Raw genomic sequence first — 23,043 nt, forward strand, 5'->3', positions numbered from 1 at the left:
TGATGTCAGGGACTGACATGACACTACCTCGCGATGTCAGTCCCTGACATCACTATGATGAGGATCATGGGGAGATGGCAGGGCGGCGCTTCCGAACGCCTACGGGAGGCGGCACTCGGCCTTTTCACCACGCAGGGGTACGACGGAACGACCGTCGCGGAGATCGCGGCGGCCGCCGGTCTGACCGAACGGACGTTCTTCCGCCACTTCGCCGACAAGCGTGAGGTGCTCTTCGTCGACCAGGACGAGTTCGAGCGGGCCTTCCTGGGCGGCCTGCCGGAGTCCGGTGACGACCCGATGGCCCTGATCAGCGGCGTTCTGGACGGCGCGGCCACCCTTTTCCCGGAGGAGCGCCGCCCCTGGTCGCGGGCCCGTCAGGCGGTGATCATCGCGAACATCGCGCTGCAGGAGCGCGAGCTGCTCAAGCTCTCGTCGCTGGCGTTCGCCCTGACCCGGGCGCTGACCAGCCGCGGTGTCGACGCGGCCAGTGCGGCACTGGCCGCCGAATCCGCCGTGACCGTCTTCCGGACCGCGTTCGCGGTGTGGGTCGCCGACGGGGAGAAGCGCACCTTCGCCGACATCCAATACTCCGTGTTCAGCAGGCTGCGCGCACTGCTGCGCTGACCCGGTCGGTGTCACCGGTCGCCAGCAGATCCAGCAGGGCTCCGCGCAACACCGTGAGTGCCAGGGTGCGGCGGATCAGGCCCTCGGGGCTGTCCCGCTCGTCGTCGGGCTGGCAGGCGGCCAGGACCGTCAGCCAGTCGTCGACCGTGGCGCGGGCGAAGCCGGCCCAGGCGCCGTCCGGTTCGACGAGCGAGCGCGCGTACGCCTCCACCCACAGCCGCAGCAGCGGCCGGTGCTCCTCGGCGGCGAGCCACGCCCACACCCGCTCGACCGCCGGCGCGAGCCCGATCGGTTCGCTCCCGCTGAGCTGCCCGGCGCGGTCCAGCAGGGTCAGCTCGTCGCCGCGTGCACGCTCCAGCAACGCCCGGACCAGGCCGTCCTTGCTGCCGAACAGGAAGATCAGCACGCGCGGGCTGGAGCCGACGGCGGCGGCGAGCGGTCGCAGCGACAGGTCGGCCAGGCCATGTGCCAGCGCATACGCGTACGCCGCCTCCAGCAGCTCGGCCCGCCGGGGGGACGTGGTTGTCGGTCTCTCGGACACGGGGGTAGCCTACCCGCTACTGAAACAGTCGTTTCAGTAGGTGGGGAAGGCGGCGCTCATGTCGACGAATCTGGAGATCAGGCCCGCGGACCGGGCGGGCGACCTGGGCTGGATCGTGATGGTCCACGGGGAGGTCTACCACCGCGAGTTCGGCTGGAACACCGGGTTCGAGAAGCTGGTCGCCCGGATCGTCGCCGACTACGCCACCGGTCACGACCCGGCCCGCGAGGCCGCCTGGATCGCCGAGGCCGACGGCGAACGCGTCGGTTGCGTCATGCTGGTGGCCGACAAGGAGCCCGGCACCGCGAGACTGCGGGTCCTCATCGTCACCGAGGCGGCCCGGGGGCTCGGCGCGGGTCGCCGCCTGGTCGGGCAGTGCCTCGGCTTCGCTCGCGCGAGCGGCTACGAACGGGTGACACTGTGGACCGTCGCGGGGCTGAGCTCGGCCCGCAAGATCTACGAGGCGGCCGGGTTCGTCCTGGCCGGCGAGGAGCCACACCCGGGCTTCGGCCACGAGGTCGCCGGGCAGACCTGGACCCTGGAGAAGCTGTGACACCGTTCGGCATCCGCGTCGCCCGGCTGCTGGAGCGCCGCGGAGCCGCCGTGACCCTCGCGGAACCGGGCGACGACACGCTGCGCCGGCTCGCCCCGGTGCTCGGGCTGCACACCGCCGACCTGTTCGTCTTCGCCGGCCGGACGCTGCCCGACGACCTGGCGCCCGCCGAGCTGACCGGGCCCTGGGATGTCGAGTCCCTGGTCGCCTGGCGCGCTCACGAACTCGACGCCGAGGGGCGGGCCCGGCTGCGTGACTTCGTCGACGGGCTCCCGGCTCGTCCGGTGAGGCGGACCACGCCGTTCCCCTCCGACGGTCAGGAGCTGACGGCCGGCACGATCCTGCGGCGCCTGCTGGCCAACCGCAATCTGCGTGTACGGAACTCCCTGCTGACCGAGCTCGGTGCCGGGCCGTACATGTCGACCGCGACCTACCGGATGGCCCTCGCCGAGCGTGTGCCGCTGTCCGACGACTATGTCAACGCGTTCGCCCGTACCGTCGGAATCCCCGTTCTTGAATTGGCCGTCCTGATCGACCGTGAGGTCGCCGAGCTGCCGTGGACCGGCTCCCGTCCGTGGCCCCGTGACCTGGTCGAGCTGGCCTGGGCGGCCCGTCGCCTCGACGACGAGCAACTGCGGGCCGCGATGGACCACGCCGACAGCCTCCGCCCGCGGCCCGACACGGACGGGTGAGCCCGATCGTCCACCGTCTACAGTCGCTGCCGGGTGCGGCGCCGGCGGAGCCTGCGGACCATCGCCGCGACAGCGACGCCGAACCCGATCGACGCGGTGACGAACCGCAGCAGGACGGTCGCCTCGGGCAGCCAGGTCCAGACGGTGGAGAGGAGGTCGGAGAGCATCATGACGATCCTTTCGGTGGTTCGATGCCCTCAAGGCTGGGCGGCAGGCCGTCCGGTGCCGTCCGGATCCGGACGCCGGACGGTGAGCCGTTGACCACGACCCTGCTCGACCAGCTGAGACGGCTGCATCTCGCCGCCGGTGAACCGAGTCGCTCCCAGTTGAAGAAGGACGCCGATCTCGGCGGTCACCACGTCGGCCGGTCCACCCTCGACGAGGCCCTCACCAAGCCGGGCGCGAGCTGGCCGACGGTCGCGGCGCTCGTCGACGCCTGTGTCCGGCACGCCCGCCGCAGCGGCCGGCCACTGACCGCCGAGCAGCGTGACCCGGCTCAGTGGCGGAGCCTCTACGAGGCCGGACGGCGAACATCGACATCAGCGGTACGGCTGATCGGGCTGATCCCACCGGCGGCCACCCACTTCCAGTCCCGTCCCGTCGCGGAGGCCGGTGTCCGGGTGCTGTCCGGGCTGGGCGGTGTCGGCAAGACCCAGCTGGCCGCCGCTCACGCGCGCGCCCGGCTCGCCGCCGGTGACCTGGTGATCTGGGCCGACGCGTCATCACGTGACGCGATCGTCTCGCGCTGGGCCGATGCGGGTGAGCAACTCTCCCGTGCCACCCCGGCCGACCCCGAACGGGCCGCGCAGCGTTTCCTGAGCTGGCTGGCCACCGCATCCCGGCCGTGGCTGATCGTGCTCGACGACCTGGCCGACCCGCGTGACCTGCGCGGACTGCAACCGCCCGCCGGTACGGCCGCGGGGCAGATCCTGATCACCACAAGACTGCGTGACACCGCGGCCGTCGAGCACGGCGAACCGGTGGAGATCGGCGTGTTCACCGAGGCGGAGGCCGGCGGATACCTGCGGGCGGCCCTGCCCGGGCGGCTCGCCGACGACGTGGCCGGGGTCAGCGCCGACCTGGGACGGTTGCCGGTGGCGATGGCGCAGGCGGCCGCCTACATGACCGATCTCGACATCAGCTGCACCGAGTACCGGCGCCGGTTCGCCGACCGGCGCCGCCGGATGGACGACCTGTTCCCGGCCGAGGACCGGGTGCCCGGTGACTACCGGTGGACCGTTCCGGTGACCTGGTCACTATCGATCGAGGCGGCCGACCGGTCGTCGCCGGCCGGATTGGCGCGGCCGTTGCTGGAGATGGCCGGCGTGCTCGACTCCGGCGGCATCCCGGCGGACGTGTTCACGGCGGAACCGGCCCGCACCTGGTTCAGCTACACCGGCCCGACCGAGAGCGGCGCACCGCAGTGGCGTGAGCGCGGCGCCGACGAGATCCGCGACGGGCTTCGCCGGTTGCACCTGTTCAGCCTCGTCACCTTCGAGGACGGGCTGGTACGGGTGCACGACCTGGTGCAACGCGCGGTCCGCGACCGGACGGACCCCGACCGGCTCGACGCGGTGGCGTGGGCGGCCGGCGACGCGCTGCTGGCGGCGTGGCCGTACGACGAAGGGGCTCGGGCGCAGAGCTTCCGGGCGTCGGCCGCCGCACTGGACCGCCACACCGGCGGCAGCCTGTGGACCGGCGACGAGTACCACGCCGTCCTGACCGTGGCCGGGCGCAGCCTGGGGGAGGCCGGGCAGGTCGCGGCGGCTGCCGAGCACTTCCGGGAACTGCACGCGCTCAGTGCCGAGCGGCTCGGCGCCGACCATCCGTACACCCTGGCCGCCCTCGGCAACCGGACGATCTGGCAGGGCGAGACCGGCGACCACGCCAGCACCACCACCGCCCGTGAGCTGGTCGACGCGCGGCGCCGTGTCTTCGGTGACGACCACCCGGACACGCTCACCGCCCGGCACACCCTGGCCCGCCAGCACATGCGCGACGGCGACTTCGACAGCGCCGCGGCCGAGCTGGAGTCGATCCTGCGGACGCGGACCGCGATCCTCGGGCCGGCGCACCCGGACACCCTCACCGCCTGGCACAACCTGGCCACCTGCCGTGGCGAGAACGATCCGGCAGCCGCCGCCGACGAGTTCGAGAACGTCCTCGCGAAGACCCGCGAGGTCCTCGGAGACGATCACCCGGACACCCTCAGCAGCCGCCACGAGCTGGCCCGGTGGCGCAGCGCCGCGGAGAACCCGGAGCAGGCCGCCGCGGAGTTCGAGGCCCTGCTCGCCGACCGGATCCGGGTGCTGGGACCGGACCATCCGCAGACCCTCTCCACCCGCAGCGAACTGATCCACGCGACCACGCGGTCCGGCCGGGAGACCGACCCGGCCGGACGGTTCGCCGCCCTGCTCGACGATCAGCTGCGGATCCTCGGCCCGGACCATCCGGAGACGCTACGGACCCGGCTGAACCTCGTTGACGCGGGCCGCGGCGAGCCCGAGGAGGTGCTCGACGACCTGATCCGGGTGGTCGGCCCGGCGCATCCGATGACGGCTCAGGCCGCGTTCCTGCGTGCACTGATCCGCGACCCGGAGGACCTGATGCTGTCCGTCCCGGAAGGACTCTGGCAGGCGATGCTCCGTGTGCTGGGACCTGACGACCCGTGGACCGCCGGTCAGGGCGAGCTCGTCGCGGCGATCCGCGAGCACCGTTCCAGGGAGTAGAGTCCCGTCGATATGGGGCGGCTCGGGTGACGGTCGTGGTGGGGGTGGACGGCTCCGGGCGTACGCATCGATTGCGCACGCTCGCCGCCACCGTGACCGGACCGCTCTGGTGGCCCGCCGCGCTCGCCGAGGCCGGGAACCGGCTCGTCGTCGTGGACGACGCCCACCGCCTGGACGCGGCGGCGCTGCGGGAACTGACCGCCGCCTGCCGGGCCGGAGTGCCCGTGCTGTTGTCGCGGCGGCCCACGGTCGACCGGCCCGAGCTGGCTGAACTCGACGAGGCCGCCTCCGCCGACGGTGTGGAAGTGCTCGGCCCGCTGGACCGCGACCGGATCGCGAACCTGGTCGCCACGGTCACCGGCCGCCCGGTGTCGCCGGACGTCGCGGCCGCCGTCCACGAGGCCTCGGCCGGGCTGCCGGCCATCGCCGCCGCCCTGGCCGCGGCACCCGCCGGATCGACACCGCCCCCGCTGCTGGCCCGGGTGCAGCGGCGATTCGCCGTCCTGGACAGCGTCGTCGTCACCGCGGCCCGGGTGCTGGCGCTGCGACTCGACCTCGCCGACCGGATCGTCGCGGCGGCCTGCGGCATCGATGTGACCACCCTGACCGGGGCACTGCGAACACTGCGCGACGAAGGTCTGATCCTTTTCGAGCGCATGATCCCCGCGATGGCCGAGGCGGTGCTCGCCGAGCTGCCCGGCGCCGAGCGGCGGCGGCTGCACGACGCGGTCGCGGGAGCGCTGATCGAGGCGGGCGCCGACCCGATCACCGCGGCCGGGCAGTTGAGAGCGGCGCGATCGAGCAGCGCGATCGCCGCCGGCGTCTATCGGCAGGCGGGCGAGCGGTTGCGGTTCTCCGACCCGGCCGCCGCGCTCGGCTGGTTCGACGACGCGGCGGACGCCGGCGCCGAGCCCGTCGATCTGGCGCCCGGCCGGGCCGAGGCGAGTGCGCTGCTCGGGCTCACGACCGAGGTTCCCGAGGGCGGCGGCCGGCCGGCGCTGCTCGCGGGCGCGGTCGCCGCGCACCAGGGACGGGCCGCCCGTGCGGCGTCGCTGCTGAACGCGGCGCCCGCTCCGGGGCCGGCTCTGGCCGTACCCTCGCTGGTCGGAATCGGACAGATCGCCGAGGCCCGCGAGGCGGCCGCAACCGTCGCACCGGCCGCGTTCCTGCGTCTCGCCGAAGGCGTGCTCGCCGCCGGGGAACCCGCGGTCGCCCTGCCGCTGCTCATCGAGGCCGCGGAGGCCGCCGAGCGGGGCACACCGCAGGTCGTGCTGCCGGACACCCCGCACGCGCTGGCCGCCGTCGTGGCGGTCGCCGCCGGAGATGTGGCCTCCGCCGAACATCAGCTGACCCGTGCCCGGGCCGCGCGGATCGGCGGGCCGGTCGCCGACGAGCGGCACCGGCTGCTGCTGGCCTGGGCGCGGATGCGGGCGGGACGCTACGAGACCGCCCTGCGGGAGCTGCGCCGTCCCGACGGTGTGGAGACGTCCGGCCGGGACCGCCTGGTGCGGGCCGCGCTGGCCGCCGGTATCGCCCGCCGGCGCGGTGACATCGCCGGGCTGCGGGACGCCTGGACCGGCGTGGAGCCGCTGCTCGCCCGCCGGGTCGTCGACCTGTGGCAGCTCGAGGTGGTCGAGGAACTGGCGGTCGCCGCGGCCCGGTTGCGGCGGCTCGCCCGCGTCGAACCCATCGTCGGCCTGCTCGACGACATCGTCACCGGGCTGGGCGGGCCGGTCAGCTGGGTGGTGGCGCTGGACTGGCTGCGGCTGCAGACCGCGATCGCCACCGACGACCCGGCCGCCGCGGCCGAGGTGGCCGGGCGGCTGGCCGGCGTGGACAGCGCCGAGCCACGGCCGTTCGCGCAGTGTGTCGCGGCCGGGCGCTGGGCGGCGGTGCTGGCCGGGCAGGTCGACACCGAGGCGGTGCTCGCCGCGACCGAGGACCTGCTTGCGGCGCAGCTGCCGTGGGAGGGCTCGCGGCTGGCCGGGCAGGCGGCGATCCGCACCTCGGACGCGACCGCCGCCCGTCGCCTGCTCGAACGTGCCCGTGAGCTGTCAGAACCGGACACCGACACCCCGCGACAGGCGGCCGGAGGACTGTCCGAACGCGAGGTGACGGTGGCCCGGCTGGTGCTCGCCGGCAGCACCCATCGGGAGATCGGCGCGCAGCTCTACATCGCACCGAAGACGGTCGAGCACCATGTCGCCCGGATCCGCGGCAAGCTCGGCGCGAACACCCGCGCCGAGCTGCTGGCGATGCTGCGCGAAATGCTCGGCGACTGATCTAGGACAAGTACCTAGGGATCCCCTAGCGCACCCCCTATACCACGGGGGACACCCCGATGCCCGGACCGGTCCGGGGGTCGCACGCTGGTGCCAGTCCACCAAGCGAGGAGAGACCGAAATGACCACCGACGCCACCGCCGCTCTCAAAGAGTTCGTCGTCAACCTGCTGTCCGACCGCGAGTTCGCGGCCCGCTACTCCGAGGACCCCAACGGCATCCTCACCACCGAGGGCCTCACCGATGTCGACCTGTCCGGCGTGAACGTTCCCGCCGTGGTCGGCGACGCCGCCACCGAGCCGGGAGTGCCGGCCGAGGCGCGCTCGGCCCTGAACAGCTACACCGGCAGCGGCCCGGGTGGCGGCGGGGCCCCGCCCGCGCAGGCCGCCGGCACCCAGTCGGTCGAGCACGTGGTGCAGCACCTCAACTACGTCACCTACGCCACGTACGAGGGCGACGAGACGATCACCCAGAACCTGGACCTCAACGTCACCAGCATCGCCGACAACAGCTTCGACCTGGACGTGGACGGCAACGTCTTCGGCGACATCGACGCCAGCAACGTGAGCGCGTCCGGCGACGGCGCGGTGGCCGGGGGCGACGACGTCAACGCGGCGACCGCCGAGGGCGCCGTGGCCGGCGGCGACGACGTGAACGCCGCGACCGGGGACGGTGCGGTCGCGAACTCCGGCGACGGGGACGTGAACGCGGCCACCGGCGACGGCTCGTCGGTCATCGACGGCGACGTCAACTCGGTCAGCGGCGACGGCGGCCTGCTCGTCGACGGGAACAACTTCGGCCAGGCGAACACGGGGGACGGCGCGGTCCAGGCCGGTGACGACATCTCCGGCGCGGTCAACACCGGCGTCAACACCGGGATCGTGGCCGACGAGCTCGACGACGCGGTCGTCGGCGACGGCAACCAGACCGCGCAGGTCGACGGTGGCGCCGACGAGTCGGTGTTCAACTTCGGCGACGGCGACGTCAACAACCTGCCGGACGCCGAGATCGAGGACTCCGCGGTGACCTTCGGCGGCGGCAACGCCTCCAATGTCTCCAACAACAGTGCCGACGACGGGTCGGCAATCGCCGGCGTCGGGGACGCGAGCGGCAACAACGAGGACAACGACACGACCGTCACCGACATCGACACGACGGTCAACGACAACGACACGACGGTCAACGACAACGACACGACGGTCAACGACAACGACACCAGCGTCACCGACATCGACACCACGACGGTCAGCTCCGACGACGACACCGTCGAGGACGTCGACGACTCGGTCATCAACGCCTGATCCCGGCACACCACGTCAGCGGGCCGACCGGCCCGCTGACTGCTCGTTGAATGGAGGAGCCGTGGCAGACGTCGCGAAGGCGGTCGCCGTGATCGATCTGGCCCTGCGTGCGTGTACGGCCTACGACCGCCCGGACGCCGCCGCCCGGCTGACTGCGGCCAAGGAATCACTGGCCGACCCCGTGTCGCACGTGGTCGTGGCCGGCGAGTTCAAACAGGGCAAGAGTTCGCTGGTCAACGCCCTGGTCGGCGCGGCCGTCTGCACGGTCGACGACGACGTGGCCACCGCCGTGCCCACCTACGTGCGGCACGGCGAGAAACCACAGGCGGCCCTGCTGTTCGAGCCGGGCCGCCGGACCACGATCCCGGTCGCCGACGTGCGCCGTTACGTGCTGGAGGGCGGCGACAGGGCCGGCGCCGACGGCACCCGGGTCACCGGGGTGGAGGTCCGCATCCCGCGCAAGATCCTCGCCGGCGGCCTGATCCTGGTCGACACCCCCGGCGTGGGCGGCCTGAACTCGCCGCACGCCGCCGCCAGCCTGGCCGCCGTGGCGATGGCCGACGCCGTCGTCTTCGTCACCGGCGCCGCGCAGGAGCTGACCCGCAGCGAGGTGGACTTCCTGCAGCGGGCACACGCCCTGTGCCCGGTGGTCGTCTGCGTCCTGACCAAGACCGACTTCTACCCGGCCTGGCGCCGCATCCGGGAGCTCGACGAGAAGCACCTGGCGGCGCACTGCCCGATGCCGCTCATGCCGGTGTCGTCGGTGCTGCGCTCCCGGGCCGTGAAGGTCAACGACACCGCGCTCAACACCGAGTCCGGCTTCACCCCACTGGTGAGGTTCCTCAACGACCGGATCGGCCGGTCCGCGGCCGAGCGGCTGGCGACCGAGGCGATGGCCGAGGCGAGCGCCCTCTGCGACCAGCTCGACAGCCACTTCGCCAACGAGCGCGCCGCGCTGGCCGACCCGGAGGCCGCGGCCCGCGTGGTGGGCGAGCTGACCGGCGTCAAGGAGCGGGTGGAGTCACTCAAGAGCGCCGCCGCCAAGTGGAACCAGACCCTCAGCGACGGCGTCACCGACCTGACCGCCGACGTCGACCACGACCTGCGCGCCCGCGTACGGGTGGTGATCGCCGAGGGCGACACGGCGATCGACGACGCCGACCCCGCCGACACGTGGCCCGAGATGGAGGCCTGGCTCCAGGCCCGGATGGCCAACGAGCTGCTGCTCAACTACGAGCTGCTGCGCAAACGGGCCGCCGAGCTCAGCGGCCGGGTCGGCGACCACTTCCACGAGGCGTCCACGATGCTGATGCGCCGCCCGGCGGTGGCCGACCCGACCCCGCTCGCGAGCGTCGCCGACTTCCAGCACAAGATCAACCTGCAGCGGATGCGGATCGCCAAACAGGCCATGGTGGCGCTGAAGAGCGCGTACGGCGGCGCCCTGATGTTCATCATCCTGGGCAGCCTGGTCGGCGTCTCGCTCGGCCCGATCGGCATCGGCATCGGCCTCGTGATGGGACACCGCGGCCTGCGCGACGAGAAGAAACGCCAGCTCACCAAGCGCCGCGCCGAAGCACGCAACGCCATCCGCCGCTACTGCGACGAGGTCAGCTTCGTGGCGAACAAGGACTCCCGCGACACCCTGCGCCGCGTCCAGCGGCAGCTGCGCGACCACTACCAGGGGCTGGCCGAGGAACTGAACCGGGCGAACGCCCAGGCCCTGGCCAGCGCCGCCGAGGCCGCCAGACGCACCCAGGCCGACCGCGAGAAACGGCTCAAGGACGTCGACGCCGAACTGACCCGCGTACGCCAGCTGCGCCAGCGCGTGCAGGCGGTGGCCGGATGAACCTCGTCGACCGCACCCGCGCCGCCCTCGACCAGGCGATCACCGTCTACCGCGGCACCGCCGACGCGGCCCGCCTCGCCGCCGTCCGCGACCGTCTCGACGCGCCACTGCGTGTGGCCGTCGCCGGACGCGTCAAGGCCGGTAAGTCCACGCTGCTCAACGCGCTGGTGGGGGAGCGGCTGGCGCCCACCGACGCGGGCGAGTGCACCCGGATCGTCACCTGGTACCGCGACGGCCACACCTACCAGGTCGAGGCCGTCCCGAAACAGGGACAGCCGCACCGGCTGCGGTTCAGCCGCGACGACGGCGCCATCGACATCGACCTCGACGGCCTGCGCGCCGACGACCTGGCCCAGCTCACCGTCACCTGGCCGTCGCAGGCGTTGCGCACCCTCACCCTGATCGACACACCCGGCATCGGCTCGCTGTCCGACCAGAACTCCCGGCACACCTGGGACCTGCTGGTACCCGACGACGAGGAGACACCCGCCGACGCGGTCGTCTACCTCCTGCGGCACCTGCATCCCGGCGACGTCGAGTTCCTGCGCGCCTTCCACGACACCGAAGTCGCCCGGCCCAGCCCGGTCAACGCCATCGGCGTGCTGTCACGTGCCGACGAGATCGGCGCCGGCCGGCCCGACTCGATGGCCTCGGCCCGCCGGATCGCCGCGCGTCTCGGCACCGACCCCAACGTGCGGCGGCTGGTGCAGTCGGTCGTGCCGGTCGCGGGCCTGCTCGCCGAGACCGCGGTGACGCTCACCGAGGTCGAGGTGGGACAGCTGCGCAAGGTCGCCGCCCTGCCGGTCAAACAGGCCGAGGAGCTGCTGCTCTCCGCCGACCGCTTCGCGTCGGCCATGCCGGAGCTGGGCCTCACCGATCTGGAGCGGCAGGCGTTGCTGGCCCGTTTCGGACTTTTCGGCGTACGGCTGGCAAGCACCCTGCTGCGACGAGACGTTGCCGGCACCGCCACCGGCCTGTCCCGCGAACTCGCCGACCGCAGTGGCCTCACCCAGCTCCGCGAGATCATCGGCTCGCTGTTCCTGGAACGCCGTGACGTGCTCAAGAGCCGGTCCGCGCTGCTCGCGCTGGCCGACATCACGCGGCTGCGCCCGCGGACCGGCAGTGACTCCGTGTCCGCGGGCGTCGAGGAGATCATGGCGTCCGCGCACCCGTTCAACGAACTGCGCGTGCTGTCGAGTCTCCGAGCCGGGTGGATCACCGGCAAGCCGGAGGTGGTCGCCGAACTGGAGTGCCTGATCGGCGGCTCGGGCAGCACGGTCGCCGACCGTCTGCGGCTGCCGCCGGACGCCGCGGCCACCGAACAGTCCGCGGGCGCGCTGGCGGCACTGGCCCGCTGGCAACGCCGTGCCGAGAACCCACTCACCTCGTACGAGATGACCGTGGCCGCTCGTGTCGCGATCCGTTCCTGTGAGGGCATGCTCGCCGGGCTGGAGCGACGGCGATGACCCGCTCACTCGAGCAGATCGTCGTCGATCTCCGGCCAGTCCTCGTCAGCGTCCAGCCCTTCGATCACGGGCTCGTCCCAGTTCTCGAGGTCACCGGCCTCGTCCAGGTCCGCGATCTCGTCGATCCCGGTCACTTCGACATCGTCGATGTCGGTGGTGGTGTCGGAGGCGGCCCCGGCGCCGAACTCCAGCTCCGGCTCCTCGGTCACCTCCACGGGTGCCGTGGCCAGCAGATCCAGCCAGCCCGCCAGGGCCGGCGCCTCGGAACCGACCGCGCTGTGCGCGCTCACGAACGACGCCAGATGCTCCGCGATCTCCACCGGCGCGGTCTCGGCGTAACTGACCACCGCCTCGGCGACCAGCTCGTCCGGCAGATCCCGCAGCAGACCGCCCGGGTCACCGGTGCTTCCGGTGCCGGCGAGCTCGGCGAACACCTCGCGGAGAGGACGGGCGGGTTCCATGCACCTACCTTATGAGCGCCGAGTGCCCGCACGTCTCGGGGAAACCCCCCGGCGTTCCCCCCAACCGGTCCACCACGACACGATACGGAGCACCCGGCGATGTACGCACTAGGCATAGACCTCGGCACCACCTACACCGCCGCCGCGACCTGGCGCGACGGCCACGCGGAGATCGTCGCGCTCGGCAGCCGCGCCGCCGCCGTACCGTCGGTGGTGCTGCTGCGCGAGGACGAGACGTTCTTGACCGGCGAGGCCGCCAGCCGCCGGGGCCTGACCGAACCACACCGGGTGGCCCGCGAGTTCAAACGCCGGGTGGGCGACAGCACCCCGATCCTGCTCGGCGGGGTACCGCAGTCGGCCGAGGCACTCGCTGCCAGGCTTCTGCGCGCGGTCGCCGACCAGGTGATCGGCCGGGAGGGCGGCGCACCGGCGGCCATCTGCGTCTCGTATCCGGCGAATTGGGGCCCGTACAAGACAGATCTGATGCGCCAGGCCGTGCGGATGGCCGACCTGGACGGCCCGGTGATCTACACGACCGAACCGGAGGCCGCCGCCGTCAGCTACGCCCAGCAGCAACGCATCGAACCCGGAGCGATCGTCGCCGTCTACGACCTCGGCGGCGGCACCTTCGACGCGGCCGTGCTGCGCAAGACCGGCATGGGCTTCGACATCCTGGGCCGTCCCGAGGGCATCGAGCGCCTCGGCGGCATCGACTTCGACGCCGCCGTCTTCAACCACGTCCGATCCGCGCTCGGCGGCAAGCTCGAGGAACTGGACGAGGACGACCCGACGGCGACCGCGGCCGTGGCACGCTTGCGTGAAGAGTGCGTCAACGCGAAGGAGGCGCTCTCCTCCGACACGGACACCACGATTCCGGTTCTACTGCCCAACCACGCCACCGAGGTACGCCTGACGCGCGCCGAGTTCGAGGCCATGGTCCGGCCGGCGCTCTACGGTTCGGTGGAGGCGTTGACGAGGGCGCTGCGGTCCGCGGACTGCACGCCCGAGCGCCTGCACTCGATCCTGCTGGTGGGCGGCTCGTCCCGAATGCCGATCGTCGCCCAGCTCGTCGGCACCGAGTTCGGCCGCCCGGTGGCCGTCGACGCCCACCCGAAGCACGCCGTGGCCCTCGGCGCCGCATGGCTGGCCAGCGGCGCAACGGCCCAGACCGTCATCGGGCGGCCGGTGGCCGGCCGAGCCTCCGCCACCGCCCCGCCCACGCGCCAGGCGCCGCCGACACGCCAAGCGCCGCAACCCCCCTTCGAGACGGAACGTTCTCCCTCGTCGGCGGGTGGTGTCGCACGATCGGCGCCGGCCGTGCCGGCCTACGGGACGGAACGTTCTGTCTCGGGCGGCGGCACCGCGCTTCCCGTTCCGCCGGCCGCCGCGCCCTATCCGCGCGTCAACAACCCGGTGAGCCCGTCACCACACGGCGTCCCACCCCGCCCCACGCGGCCGACCGCGGGCGCGGCATCCGCACCGGCGCCGGCATCGGCCTGGTCCACCGTCACCGGCAAGCCCGCCCGCAACCGTACGGGAAGCAGGCGCACCCTGGCCGTCGCGGCGGCCGCGATCATCGTGATCGGAGTTGCCGCCGGCATCGCCTACGCCCAGTTCGGTTCCGACGGCGCGGGAGACAGGAAGCTCACCGGCGCGACCGCTTCGCCGACGGTGGCCGCCTCCGTGCAACCTGCCGACGAGCAGTGCACCGACGAGATCAAGAGCAACCCGCGCTGGGTCTGCCTCACCTCGGCGGTCGTCGCCGACGGCAAGTTCACCATCGACTACGAGGTCGAGTGGGCCGGCGACACCCCGGACGTGAGCGGCGGTTACCACCTGCACGTCTACGGCGGCGACGGCACCTATCCCGCCGACCACGACATGGGCTCGCACGCCCCGAAGAAGGACCAGGGCGATTGGTACGTGGAGGACCGCAACCCGTCCGTCCTGGACACCGGCGAGAACCGCTACAAGAACGCGATCGGCGACGCGCCCAAGGTCTGTGCCCGTATCGCGCTCGCCGGCCACGGCCTGGTACCCGACGAGAACGCGACCTACAGAACCGGCAACTGCGTCCCGATCACCCGCAAGTAGTCCCGCGCCTCGTGACCCCATCTTGGACGACCGCGGGCGGTGACCAGCGTCCAGGATCGCGCGACAATGAAGGCCGCGGAGGAGCCATGGACGACATCGAACTGACCAACCAGCTGCTGAGCGCCCTCACCGGCCACCACCTGCTGGCCTTCCGGATGGGCATCGGCGTCCGCCTGGAGTTCGACGACGACGCCTACCACGAGCTGACGATCGAGGGCGAACTACGGTTCCCGCAGCCGGACGGGTCGCAGCTGCGGGGCGACCCGATCGGGCTGACCGTGGCCGAGCAGCTGATCCGGGTGCTCGGGACGACCGTGACCGCGGCCAGTGTCGACCGGGACGGCGATCTGACGATCGCGTTCGGCGACGACAGTCTCATCGTGCCGTGCAGCGATATGTACGAGTCGTGGCAGCTGAAGTCCGACGCCGAACTGCTGATCGTCAGCATGCCCGGCGGCGGCCTGGCGATCTGGCAGCCCGACGGCCAGAGCTACCCCTGACACCGGGTCACTCGCAGAAGACGCGGATCTTGGAGTCGTGGTCGTCCAGGTCGACGGTGAGGTCGTCGAGCTGTTCGATCAGGTCCTCGATGTGCTGCGGTTTCAGCTGGGCCAGGTCGATCGGCACGCCCGCCTGGAGCAGCTGTGCGTTGACCTTGTCGAGGGCGTGCGGCGGGATGAGGCTGGTCAGCCGGACTCCGGCCCGCAGCAACTGAAGCGGGACCCGGACGTTGATCCGGCTCGGTGAGGGTGACTCCCCGCCCTCCGGCGCGCTGAGCACCACCCGCAGGTACTTGGGGCGGGCCTTCGGGCGCGCCGGCTCACCGGGCGGAGGCTCGGCCTGGCGTTCCAGGGCGTCGATCAGCAACTCGGCCTCCTCGGCGGTGATCTTGCCCTCGGCCAGCATCTGAAGGATCTGGCGGCGCTCCTCGTTCATGATCGTTTCCTCCTTGAAAGGGTTTCAGATGACGCTCACGAGCACGGCCGTGCTGCCCTGCTCGAACGCGAACTCGGCCCCGGGCAGCGCCCGCACCAGCCCTCGCAGGCCACGCGCCGCCTCCGAGACGTCGATGTCGGCCCGCACGGCACGGTGCACGACGAGCGCTCCCAGCACGGCGAGCAGCAGCAACGGCGACAGGGCCAGCAGCACCGGCGCGACGGAGACGTTGACCCGGCGCCAGGTGCCGTCGGGCCGGCGCCAGCGCACGGTCACCACACTCGGCGTCATCGCGGCCTCCTCAGCTCGGCCAGGGCCTCCTGTGCGGTGATCTCGCCGCGTCGCAACCGGTCGACGGTGTCCGCCGCGCCGGAGGGGGCCGGGTCGGTGTCGACGAAATCCAGGCGCTCGGCGATCCGGTTGAGCCGCGACTTGATCGTCGGGTAGCTGACCCCGAAGATCCGCTCCATCTCCTTGATCGAGCCGTGCGACCGCACGAAAGCGGCCACAAACACCTGGTCGTCGATGCTGAGCTGGGCCAGCTGCGGTGGCTCGAAGCTGCCCTCCACCGCGATCCCGCTGCCGGTGAGGCGGACGCGCTCGACCGTGAACGGTTGCCCCTGCGTCAGGTCGGTCAGTTCCTGCCAGTCCATGTTCAATTTGTACATTGATATTCTCAACATTTCAAGGGCAGTACCTTAATTTTCTTCAGTACGGAGGGTGCGTGCCGTCCGTACGACAATGTGATCGTGAAGTGGGGAACCGTGCGCCGCGTCGCGGTGCTGAACGCCGTGGTGGTCGCGGTGTGGCTGGTCGTCGGGGTGGCCGGCGCTCTCGGCACCTGGCTGTGGTGGCTCGTCGCGGCGCTGCCGATGGCCGCGCTCGTGGCCGGGCCGTTCGCCCGGTACCGGATCAGCGAAGGACGGACCTGGCCGACCTGGGTGGGGTTCGTGCCGGTGCTCGTGCTCCTGCTGACCGCGCTGGCGGTGCCTCTACAGCTACGTGCTGCACGACGCGACCGGCGAGCCGCTGCCTCGCTGCTGATTTGACCTTGCCGCCGCGAGTCTGTGACCCTCGTGGCGTGTCCCTGGTTCGGTCGGCCGGCCTGCAGAAGTTCCGGCAGACCGTCGAAGCCCTGGGCGGCGACGCCGACGCGTTCGCCCGCCAGGCGGGGCTCCCCGACGGTGCGCTCGACGCCGACGACCTGCTCGTCGAGGACGCCGCCCTGGCCGCCGTCCTGGAGATCGCCGCATCCACACTGCGCTGCCCCGACCTCGGCCTGCGCGTCGCGTCGGTCCAGGAGCTGAGCATGCTCGGTCCGCTCGCGGTCGCCATCCAGCACTCGCCGTCGGTGGCGGACGCCCTCGAATGCACCTCGCGCTACATGTTCGTGCACGCCCGCGACCTGAGCGTGTCGCTGGTGCCCGACCCGGACGGCGTGCCCGGCGTGACCGCGCTGCTCTACTCGTTCGGCCCCGGCGTGCGCCCGCTGCCGCAGGCCACCGACATGACGATGCTGTTCGTGCACCGGGCCGTCGGCTTCCTGGTCGGCGACGGCTACGGCCTGCGATCGGTGGACCTGCCGCACCGCCCGGTCGCGCCGCCCGGCCGCTACGAAAAGGCCTTCGGCGCCGCGGTCCGGTTCGGCCGGCCTCAGGCGCTGCTGCGGCTGCCCTCCAGCCTGCTGAAACGGCCGCTCGCCGGTGTCGACGCGACCCTGCGCGGCCTGGCGCTCGCCTTCCTGTCCCGGCAGTCGCCCGATCCGCGGACCGGCCCGGCCGCCCGGGTGCGTGCCGTGCTGGCGCAGTCGCTGGGCACCGGCCCGGTCGAGCTGGGCGACGTGGCACGGGCTCTGGCGGTGCATCCGCGAACCCTGCAGCGCCAGCTCGACGCGGAGGGCCAGAGCTTCGCGAAAATCCTCGATGACGTACGCCGTACGCGCGCCCGTGCCTATCTGACCTCGACCGACATGCCCCTGACGCAGATCAGCCGCCTGCTCGGATTCGCCGAACAGGCCGTGCTGAGCCGCTGCGCGCGCCGCTGGTGGGGGATGAGCCCGACCGCGCTGCGCCGCCAGGCCCGTTCCCCTCAGTAGCGGAAGTTGTTGACCAGCGCCGTCATCTCGCCCGCCAGCCGGTTGAGGTCACCGACCGCGTCCTGACCGCTGCGCGCGTTCGCCGTGGCATTGCGCGCCGACGCGGCCACGTCCGAGATCGCCTCGGTGACCAGGCCCGTGTTGCCGGCCGCCTCGTTGACGCTGCGGCTCATCTCGTTCGTGGTCGCGGTCTGCTCCTCCACGGCCGACGCGATCGACGTCGTGTAGTCCCCGATCGTCGAGATGACCTGCACGATCTCGTTGATCGCGGTCGCCGCCGAGGTGCTGATCGCCTGGATCGCGGTGATCCGCCCGGTGATCTCCTCGGTCGCCTGGGCGGTCTGCTGCGCCAGTTCCTTCACCTCGCCCGCGACCACCGCGAATCCCTTGCCCATCTCCCCGGCACGGGCCGCCTCGATGGTGGCGTTCAGCGCGAGCAGGTTCGTCTGCTCGGCGATCGACGTGATCAGCCGGACCACGTCACCGATCTCCTCGGTCGCCGCACCGAGCTGCGCGACCTGGCCGTTCGTGCTCTCCGCCACCGACCGGGCGTCGTTGGCGACCTGCGCCGCCTGCGCCGCGCTGCCGGCGATCTCGGCGATCGCGGCGTTCATCTGCTCCGCCCCGGCCGCGACCGACTGCACGCTGCTGTTGACCGTCTGGGTCGCGTCCGCCGCGGTGCCCAGGCTGTCGGAGACGTGCACGACGTCGTCGCTGAGCCGGTTCGTGCCGTCGGCGAGCCGGTCCGCGGCGGCCTGCACGTCGGCAGCCGAGCCGGCGATCCCGCGTACCGTGCCCGCGACCTTCTCGACGAACCTGTTGAACGCGGACGCCAGCTGCGCCACCTCGTCGTTCCCGCGCACCGTGGCCCGCTGGGTCAGGTCACCGTCGCCGTCCGCGATCTCCGCCATCCGGTCCCGCAGCCGCTCGATCGGCCGTGCCACCGACCGCGCCACCACGAGCGCGATCAACGCCGCGACCAGCAGCGCCGCCCCGGTGATCCACATGCTGATGTGCAGCGAACCGTTCGCCGACTCCAGGATCGTTGCGGTCGGCACGGTCACGACCAGTGACCAGGTGTCGGTCTCACCGAGTGCCAGCGGCGCGGCGACCTGCACCTTCTCGTCGTCGCCGTCGATCGTCCGGCGGGCCGGCGACCCGCTCGCGACGGCATCCTTCGCCAGCTCCACCATCCCGGCGTCGGCCGGTTTGCCGGCCTGCTCCGGGTCACCGCCGGCGACCAGCAGGCCACCGCCGCTGACCAGCATCGCGTCACCGGTGCCGAACGGTTTGATCTGTGCGAGGTCCGCCGAGACCGCGTCCAGGGTGAGGTCGATGCCGGCCACTCCGACCGTCCGGCCGCCGACCACGATCGGCGCGGCCAGCGACGTCATCAGCACGGCCTTACCGCCGACCTCATAGGCGTACGGCTCGAGCACCTTCTCCTTGCCGGACTTCTGCGCGATCAGGTAGTAGTCGCCGTCCCCCGGCTCGGTGTACAGGGTGAGCACCGTCGACGTGACCGCGTTCCCGTCCCGGTACCAGTACGGCACGAACCGCCCGGAAGCGTCGTGCCGCGCGTCGCTACCACGGAACCGGGCATCCCGTCCGTCGAACGCGTTCGGTTCCCACGCCGTCCACATACCGAAATAGGCCGGATGGCGGTCCATGAGCGCACGCAGCAGAGCGTTGGCCCGGGCCCTGCTGCCCCCGGACGCCGACTCGGTGGCCATCGCGGTCGCCAGATCACGGGCGGTACCCATCGCGGTCATCAGCTGCGCCCGCACCTGCGCCGCGTTGCGAGCACCGATCTCCTGCGCGTACGCGAAACCGGTATCCCGTGCCTCGGCGAGGTTACGCCGCGTGATGACCGTGGCGACGAGCACCAGGGAGATCCCGGCGATCAGCACCACACAGACGATCAGCCGGAGCTTGATACTCAGCCCGTTCAAACGCATCACACCGAACCATTCGGCATGTGAGCCGGACCACTAAGCCTGTTCTTCAACCTACGGCCGGTGGGCTGAGCACGTGTTCCCGCCTGAGGCGGATGGGGGAGCTGCTCGTGGTGCGGGTGGCCGCCGCCTCGCGACCGATGAGGTTTCGCCGCGGATGCCGTCTCATCCTGTGTACGTGCGAATCAGCGCAGCGGGAGGGCAGCATGAGCGACTTCGAACCGCAGACCGCGAACGGGAAGGTGCTGTGGCATTTCACCATGTCGCTGGACGGCTTCGTGACCGGGCCGGACCACGACATGGACTGGATGAGTACCGGCATCTCCGAGCGGCCCGGCTTCATCGAGCAGTACGTCGAGACGACGGGCGCCGTCCTCGGCGACCGGCGGGGCTGGGACCGGTTCCCGGACGCCGGCAACATCTACGGCGAGGCCTGGACCGGACAGGTATTCGTACTGACCCACCACCCCGAGGACGCCGAGCCCGCCGAGCGGGTCACCTTCCTCGACTGCGACGTGGCGGAGGCGGTGCGGATCGCGCTGGCGGCAGCCGGTGGCAAGAACGTGGAGGTGCTGTCGGCGGACATCGGCCGTCAGCTTCTCGACCGTGGGCTCATCGACGAGATCGACCTGCACATCGCGCCGGTGCTGCTGGGCGACGGCGTCCGGCTCTACGACCACGCCGGTGGCCGCGCGGTCTACCTGCACCGCGTCGGCGCCGACGACCCGATCGCCGAGGTGGACGTCCGGTACCGACCGGCGGCCGCATAGTGCGCTGGAGTCCGGTGGCTCACGAACGCGGCCACCGGACTCCAGCACATGACGTTCACGGCGGACCCTCGCTCGCCAGCCCGCCGCTCCAGCGATCCAGGCTCTCCGGCTCGTGTTCGGTCTCCTCTCCGCGCGCCACCCGTTCGGAGGTCGTATTCCGATTTCGGCTCGTGCAGTGTGGACGGCGTGCCCGACCGCATCGTCATCTCCCACACCGGCAAGGACCGTGACTGGGCGCAGTGGGCTCGCTGGCACCTGGAGGCGGCGGGCTACCGGACCGAACTCGACAGTGTCGACCGGGTACCGGGAACCAACGTCGTCGAGGCGATGCACCGGGCGCTGAGCCGGGACAACCCGTTGCTGGTCCTGCTGTCGGCGGAGTACCTGGGCTCCGACGAGTTCGCCACCGACGAGTGGACGGCCCGGTTCGCCCAGCGCCGCCGCGATCCGGCCGCGAGACTGATCCCGCTGCGCGTCGAGAACGTCGACCTCTCCGACGGCATCTGGGCCCCGATCGTCGTGGCCGACGTCTTCGACCTGACGCCCGACCGGGCGACGGCCGCGTTGCTCGACGCGGTGCGCCGGGCGGTCGACGCGGGCCCACCCGAGCCGCTGTCGGTGGTACCCCCGCAGTATCCGGGCCGGGCCGAGGTGAGCGCTGGTACCGACGGACCGCGACCGGTGAAACCGCTGCCGGTGGTGTGGAACCTGGCTCGCCGCAATACCGCCTTCACCGGCCGCGACGGCATGCTCGACCGTCTTCGCGACGCGCTGTCGAACGGCAGTCGCGTGGCGGTGCAAGCCCTGTACGGCATGGGCGGCGTCGGCAAGACCCAGCTCGCCCTGGAATACGCACACCGCTTCGCCGACGACTACGACCTGGTCTGGTGGATCCCGTCGGAACAACCGGAACTGATCGCTGATCATCTTGCCGCGCTGGCCCAGGACGAGCAGTTACGCCTGGTCCCGCCCGACACGCCCACGCCGCAGGCCGTCAAGGCACTACGCGACCATCTTCGACGGGTCGGACGCTGGTTGTTGATCTTCGACAATGCCGAGGATCGCGAGGACCTGTTCCCGTGGCTACCGGACGGGCCGGGACACCTGCTCATCACCAGCCGCAACCCGAACTGGACCGGCATCGCCGAGGCGGTCGACGTCGACGTCTTCGCCCGCGCCGAGTCGGTCGCACTGCTCAGGACACATCTGCCCCATCTGGCCGAAGCCGATGCCGATCGGCTGGCCGATGCTCTCGGTGATCTGCCTCTGGGAGTAGGCCAGGCTGTTGACCTGCTCGCCGAGACCGGGATGCCCGTCCAGGACTACTTGGACGATCTTGCCGCTCACACCGCAGAATTGATGAGCGAAGGACGACCGCCAGCAGGCTACCCGGTGTCGCTGGCCGCCACCGTCACCCTTACCGCCGACCACCTCTGCGATACAGCCCAGGCAGCGGGACAGCTGCTCTATATGTGCGCACAGCTGGGATCGGAAACCATACCTATCGATCTGTTCACGGCCAGTCCCGAGCTGCTTCCCGAACCTCTGAACACGACCGTCCGGCGGCCCCTGGCCTTCCGCCGGGTTCTGGGGCAGCTCGGCCGACACGGACTGGCCCGGCTCACCACGAGCGGCCCTGTCCTGCACCGCCTCGTCCAAGCTGTCCTCCGTGACACCGACCCGAACTCGGCCATGCACCTCAGCACCGTCGAGAACCTGCTGGCCGCAGCCGGGCCCGACGACGCAACCCACCCTAAATGGTGGCCTCGTTGGACCGCGCTGCTGCCACACATCCTTGCCGTGAATCCCGCCACCACCGAGAATCGCGACCTATGTAGTGCCGCGACCGGCGCGATCTGGCATCTTCTTGCCCGGGGAGACGCACAAATGGCCTTGCCCCTGGCCGAATTTCTGCACCAGTCCTGGATTGCCAAACATGGCCCTGACGACCTCATCGTCCTCAACATCTCCGAAAGTCTCGCCGCTGCCCACACCGCTCTCGGCAACTACCGGCAGGCCTACGAACTGGACCAAGACATGTTCGTCCGCAGGCGAGGGCTGTATGGCGCCGACAGCCCTCTCACTCTCAACGCTGCCAGGAACCTTGCCATCGACCTCTCCGATCTGGGTGAACTCGGGCAGGCGCAGGAGCTGAATGAGGACACGTTGGCCCGCAGCCGACGGGTTCTCGGCGATGATCATCCGGATACCCTCACCTCGGCCAGCCATCTTGCCGCTGATCTCTCCCAGCTCGGTGAGTTCGAGCGGGCGCGGGAGTTGGATGAGGACACGTTGGCCCGTCGTCGGCGTGTTCTCGGCGATGATCATCCGGATACCCTCACCTCGGCCAGCAACCTCGCCGTTGACTTCACCCAGCTCGGTGAGTTCGAGGGGGCGCGGGAGTTGGATGAGGACACGTTGGCCCGTCGTCGGCGTGTTCTCGGCGATGATCATCCAGGTACCCTCACCTCGGCCAGCAACCTCGCCGTTGACTTCTTCCGGCTCGGTGAGTTCGAGGGGGCGCGGGAGTTGGATGAGGACACGTTGGCCCGTCGTCGGCGTGTTCTCGGCGATGATCATCCGGATACCCTCACCTCGGCCGGCAACCTCGCTCTCGATCTGGAAGCGCTCGACCGGGCGGACGATGCCCGGGTGCTGCGTCGGCGGTTCAAAGTCAAAAGCTGAGGCTGCCCATCCTC

The 23,043-nt window shown here is 71.4% G+C and carries 21 protein-coding genes; 14 read left to right on the forward strand and 7 right to left on the reverse strand.

Going from position 1 to position 23,043, the window contains the following annotated elements; translation table 11 throughout:
• Window positions 1-66 precede the first annotated feature (66 nt).
• A complete protein-coding gene (locus CLV67_RS36755) occupies window positions 67-624 on the forward strand; it encodes a TetR/AcrR family transcriptional regulator (RefSeq protein WP_106326938.1) in 558 nt (185 codons plus the stop codon).
• Here the strand turns inward: CLV67_RS36755 and CLV67_RS36760 are convergent.
• Window positions 596-1,165 (reverse strand): TetR family transcriptional regulator, encoded by a 570-nt coding sequence (locus CLV67_RS36760; RefSeq protein ID WP_106326940.1) that lies wholly within the window; start codon window positions 1,163-1,165, stop codon window positions 596-598. The genes CLV67_RS36755 and CLV67_RS36760 overlap by 29 nt on opposite strands.
• A gap of 58 nt (window positions 1,166-1,223) precedes the next feature.
• On the opposite strand from CLV67_RS36760, the gene CLV67_RS36765 reads away from it, so the two are divergent.
• Window positions 1,224-1,718 (forward strand): GNAT family N-acetyltransferase, encoded by a 495-nt coding sequence (locus CLV67_RS36765; protein WP_106326942.1) that lies wholly within the window; start codon window positions 1,224-1,226, stop codon window positions 1,716-1,718.
• Window positions 1,715-2,410: a hypothetical protein gene (locus CLV67_RS36770; protein ID WP_106326944.1), complete on the forward strand. Its 696-nt coding sequence runs from the start codon at window positions 1,715-1,717 to the stop codon at window positions 2,408-2,410. Before CLV67_RS36765 ends, CLV67_RS36770 begins: the two co-directional genes overlap by 4 nt.
• Before the next feature lie 17 nt (window positions 2,411-2,427).
• Here the strand turns inward: CLV67_RS36770 and CLV67_RS52235 are convergent, their stop codons facing one another.
• Complete coding sequence (locus CLV67_RS52235) at window positions 2,428-2,580, reverse strand: hypothetical protein (RefSeq protein WP_170154144.1); 153 nt, start codon at window positions 2,578-2,580, stop codon at window positions 2,428-2,430.
• A 21-nt stretch (window positions 2,581-2,601) separates the two neighbouring features.
• Here CLV67_RS52235 and CLV67_RS36775 point away from each other — a divergent pair, with 21 nt between their 5' ends.
• From CLV67_RS36775 to CLV67_RS36795, 5 genes are all read left to right on the forward strand, one after another.
• Window positions 2,602-5,139, forward strand: a complete 2,538-nt coding sequence (locus CLV67_RS36775; protein WP_106326946.1) for a tetratricopeptide repeat protein — start codon at window positions 2,602-2,604, stop codon at window positions 5,137-5,139.
• A 26-nt stretch (window positions 5,140-5,165) separates the two neighbouring features.
• Window positions 5,166-7,421 (forward strand): helix-turn-helix domain-containing protein, encoded by a 2,256-nt coding sequence (locus tag CLV67_RS36780; protein WP_106326948.1) that lies wholly within the window; start codon window positions 5,166-5,168, stop codon window positions 7,419-7,421.
• Window positions 7,422-7,542: 121 nt separating this feature from the next.
• On the forward strand, window positions 7,543-8,721 hold the full coding sequence (locus CLV67_RS53815; RefSeq protein WP_106326950.1) for a hypothetical protein: 1,179 nt from the start codon (window positions 7,543-7,545) through the stop codon (window positions 8,719-8,721).
• A gap of 61 nt (window positions 8,722-8,782) precedes the next feature.
• Window positions 8,783-10,567: a dynamin family protein gene (locus CLV67_RS36790; protein WP_239166670.1), complete on the forward strand. Its 1,785-nt coding sequence runs from the start codon at window positions 8,783-8,785 to the stop codon at window positions 10,565-10,567.
• A complete protein-coding gene (locus tag CLV67_RS36795; protein WP_106326955.1) occupies window positions 10,564-12,033 on the forward strand; it encodes a dynamin family protein in 1,470 nt (489 codons plus the stop codon). The genes CLV67_RS36790 and CLV67_RS36795 overlap by 4 nt, the downstream gene beginning before the upstream one ends.
• Window positions 12,034-12,038: 5 nt before the next feature.
• On the opposite strand, the gene CLV67_RS36800 is transcribed toward CLV67_RS36795, so the two are convergent.
• The gene (locus CLV67_RS36800; RefSeq protein ID WP_106326957.1) at window positions 12,039-12,494 is read right to left on the reverse strand and encodes a hypothetical protein; all 456 of its coding nucleotides are present in this window, start codon (window positions 12,492-12,494) and stop codon (window positions 12,039-12,041) included.
• Between the two features lie 99 nt (window positions 12,495-12,593).
• Between CLV67_RS36800 and CLV67_RS36805 the strand changes: the two genes are divergently transcribed.
• Together CLV67_RS36805 and CLV67_RS36810 are read left to right on the forward strand one after the other, a co-directional pair.
• On the forward strand, window positions 12,594-14,588 hold the full coding sequence (locus CLV67_RS36805; protein WP_106326959.1) for an Hsp70 family protein: 1,995 nt from the start codon (window positions 12,594-12,596) through the stop codon (window positions 14,586-14,588).
• 86 nt (window positions 14,589-14,674) lie between these two features.
• Window positions 14,675-15,088 carry a DUF6188 family protein gene (locus CLV67_RS36810; RefSeq protein WP_106326961.1) on the forward strand — a complete coding sequence of 138 codons (414 nt, stop codon included), beginning with the start codon at window positions 14,675-14,677 and terminating at the stop codon, window positions 15,086-15,088.
• A gap of 7 nt (window positions 15,089-15,095) precedes the next feature.
• On the opposite strand, the gene CLV67_RS36815 is transcribed toward CLV67_RS36810, so the two are convergent.
• The 3 genes from CLV67_RS36815 to CLV67_RS36825 are packed head-to-tail and all read right to left on the reverse strand — an operon-like array spanning window position 15,096 to window position 16,177.
• Window positions 15,096-15,524: an SHOCT-like domain-containing protein gene (locus CLV67_RS36815; RefSeq protein WP_106326963.1), complete on the reverse strand. Its 429-nt coding sequence runs from the start codon at window positions 15,522-15,524 to the stop codon at window positions 15,096-15,098.
• A gap of 24 nt (window positions 15,525-15,548) precedes the next feature.
• Window positions 15,549-15,815 carry a hypothetical protein gene (locus tag CLV67_RS36820; RefSeq protein WP_106326965.1) on the reverse strand — a complete coding sequence of 89 codons (267 nt, stop codon included), beginning with the start codon at window positions 15,813-15,815 and terminating at the stop codon, window positions 15,549-15,551.
• Window positions 15,812-16,177: a DUF2089 domain-containing protein gene (locus tag CLV67_RS36825; protein ID WP_106326967.1), complete on the reverse strand. Its 366-nt coding sequence runs from the start codon at window positions 16,175-16,177 to the stop codon at window positions 15,812-15,814. Before CLV67_RS36825 ends, CLV67_RS36820 begins: the two co-directional genes overlap by 4 nt.
• 96 nt (window positions 16,178-16,273) lie before the next feature.
• On the opposite strand from CLV67_RS36825, the gene CLV67_RS36830 reads away from it, so the two are divergent.
• Both CLV67_RS36830 and CLV67_RS36835 read left to right on the forward strand, forming a co-directional pair.
• On the forward strand, window positions 16,274-16,573 hold the full coding sequence (locus tag CLV67_RS36830; protein ID WP_146169437.1) for a hypothetical protein: 300 nt from the start codon (window positions 16,274-16,276) through the stop codon (window positions 16,571-16,573).
• 32 nt (window positions 16,574-16,605) lie between these two features.
• Window positions 16,606-17,619, forward strand: coding sequence for an AraC family transcriptional regulator (locus CLV67_RS36835; protein ID WP_106326971.1), 1,014 nt, complete (start codon window positions 16,606-16,608; stop codon window positions 17,617-17,619).
• On the opposite strand, the gene CLV67_RS36840 is transcribed toward CLV67_RS36835, so the two are convergent.
• Entirely contained in the window at window positions 17,613-19,577 is a 1,965-nt protein-coding gene (locus tag CLV67_RS36840) for a methyl-accepting chemotaxis protein (protein WP_106326973.1), read from the reverse strand. The two genes, CLV67_RS36835 and CLV67_RS36840, sit on opposite strands and share 7 nt — an antisense overlap.
• A gap of 203 nt (window positions 19,578-19,780) precedes the next feature.
• Here CLV67_RS36840 and CLV67_RS36845 point away from each other — a divergent pair, with 203 nt between their 5' ends.
• Entirely contained in the window at window positions 19,781-20,344 is a 564-nt protein-coding gene (locus CLV67_RS36845; protein WP_106326975.1) for a dihydrofolate reductase family protein, read from the forward strand.
• 186 nt (window positions 20,345-20,530) lie between these two features.
• Window positions 20,531-23,029: an FxSxx-COOH system tetratricopeptide repeat protein gene (fxsT, locus tag CLV67_RS36850; RefSeq protein WP_170154145.1), complete on the forward strand. Its 2,499-nt coding sequence runs from the start codon at window positions 20,531-20,533 to the stop codon at window positions 23,027-23,029.
• The last annotated feature ends 14 nt before the right edge of the window (window positions 23,030-23,043 follow it).

It is taken from the genome of Actinoplanes italicus (assembly GCF_003001815.1).
Lineage (GTDB): Bacteria > Actinomycetota > Actinomycetes > Mycobacteriales > Micromonosporaceae > Actinoplanes > Actinoplanes italicus.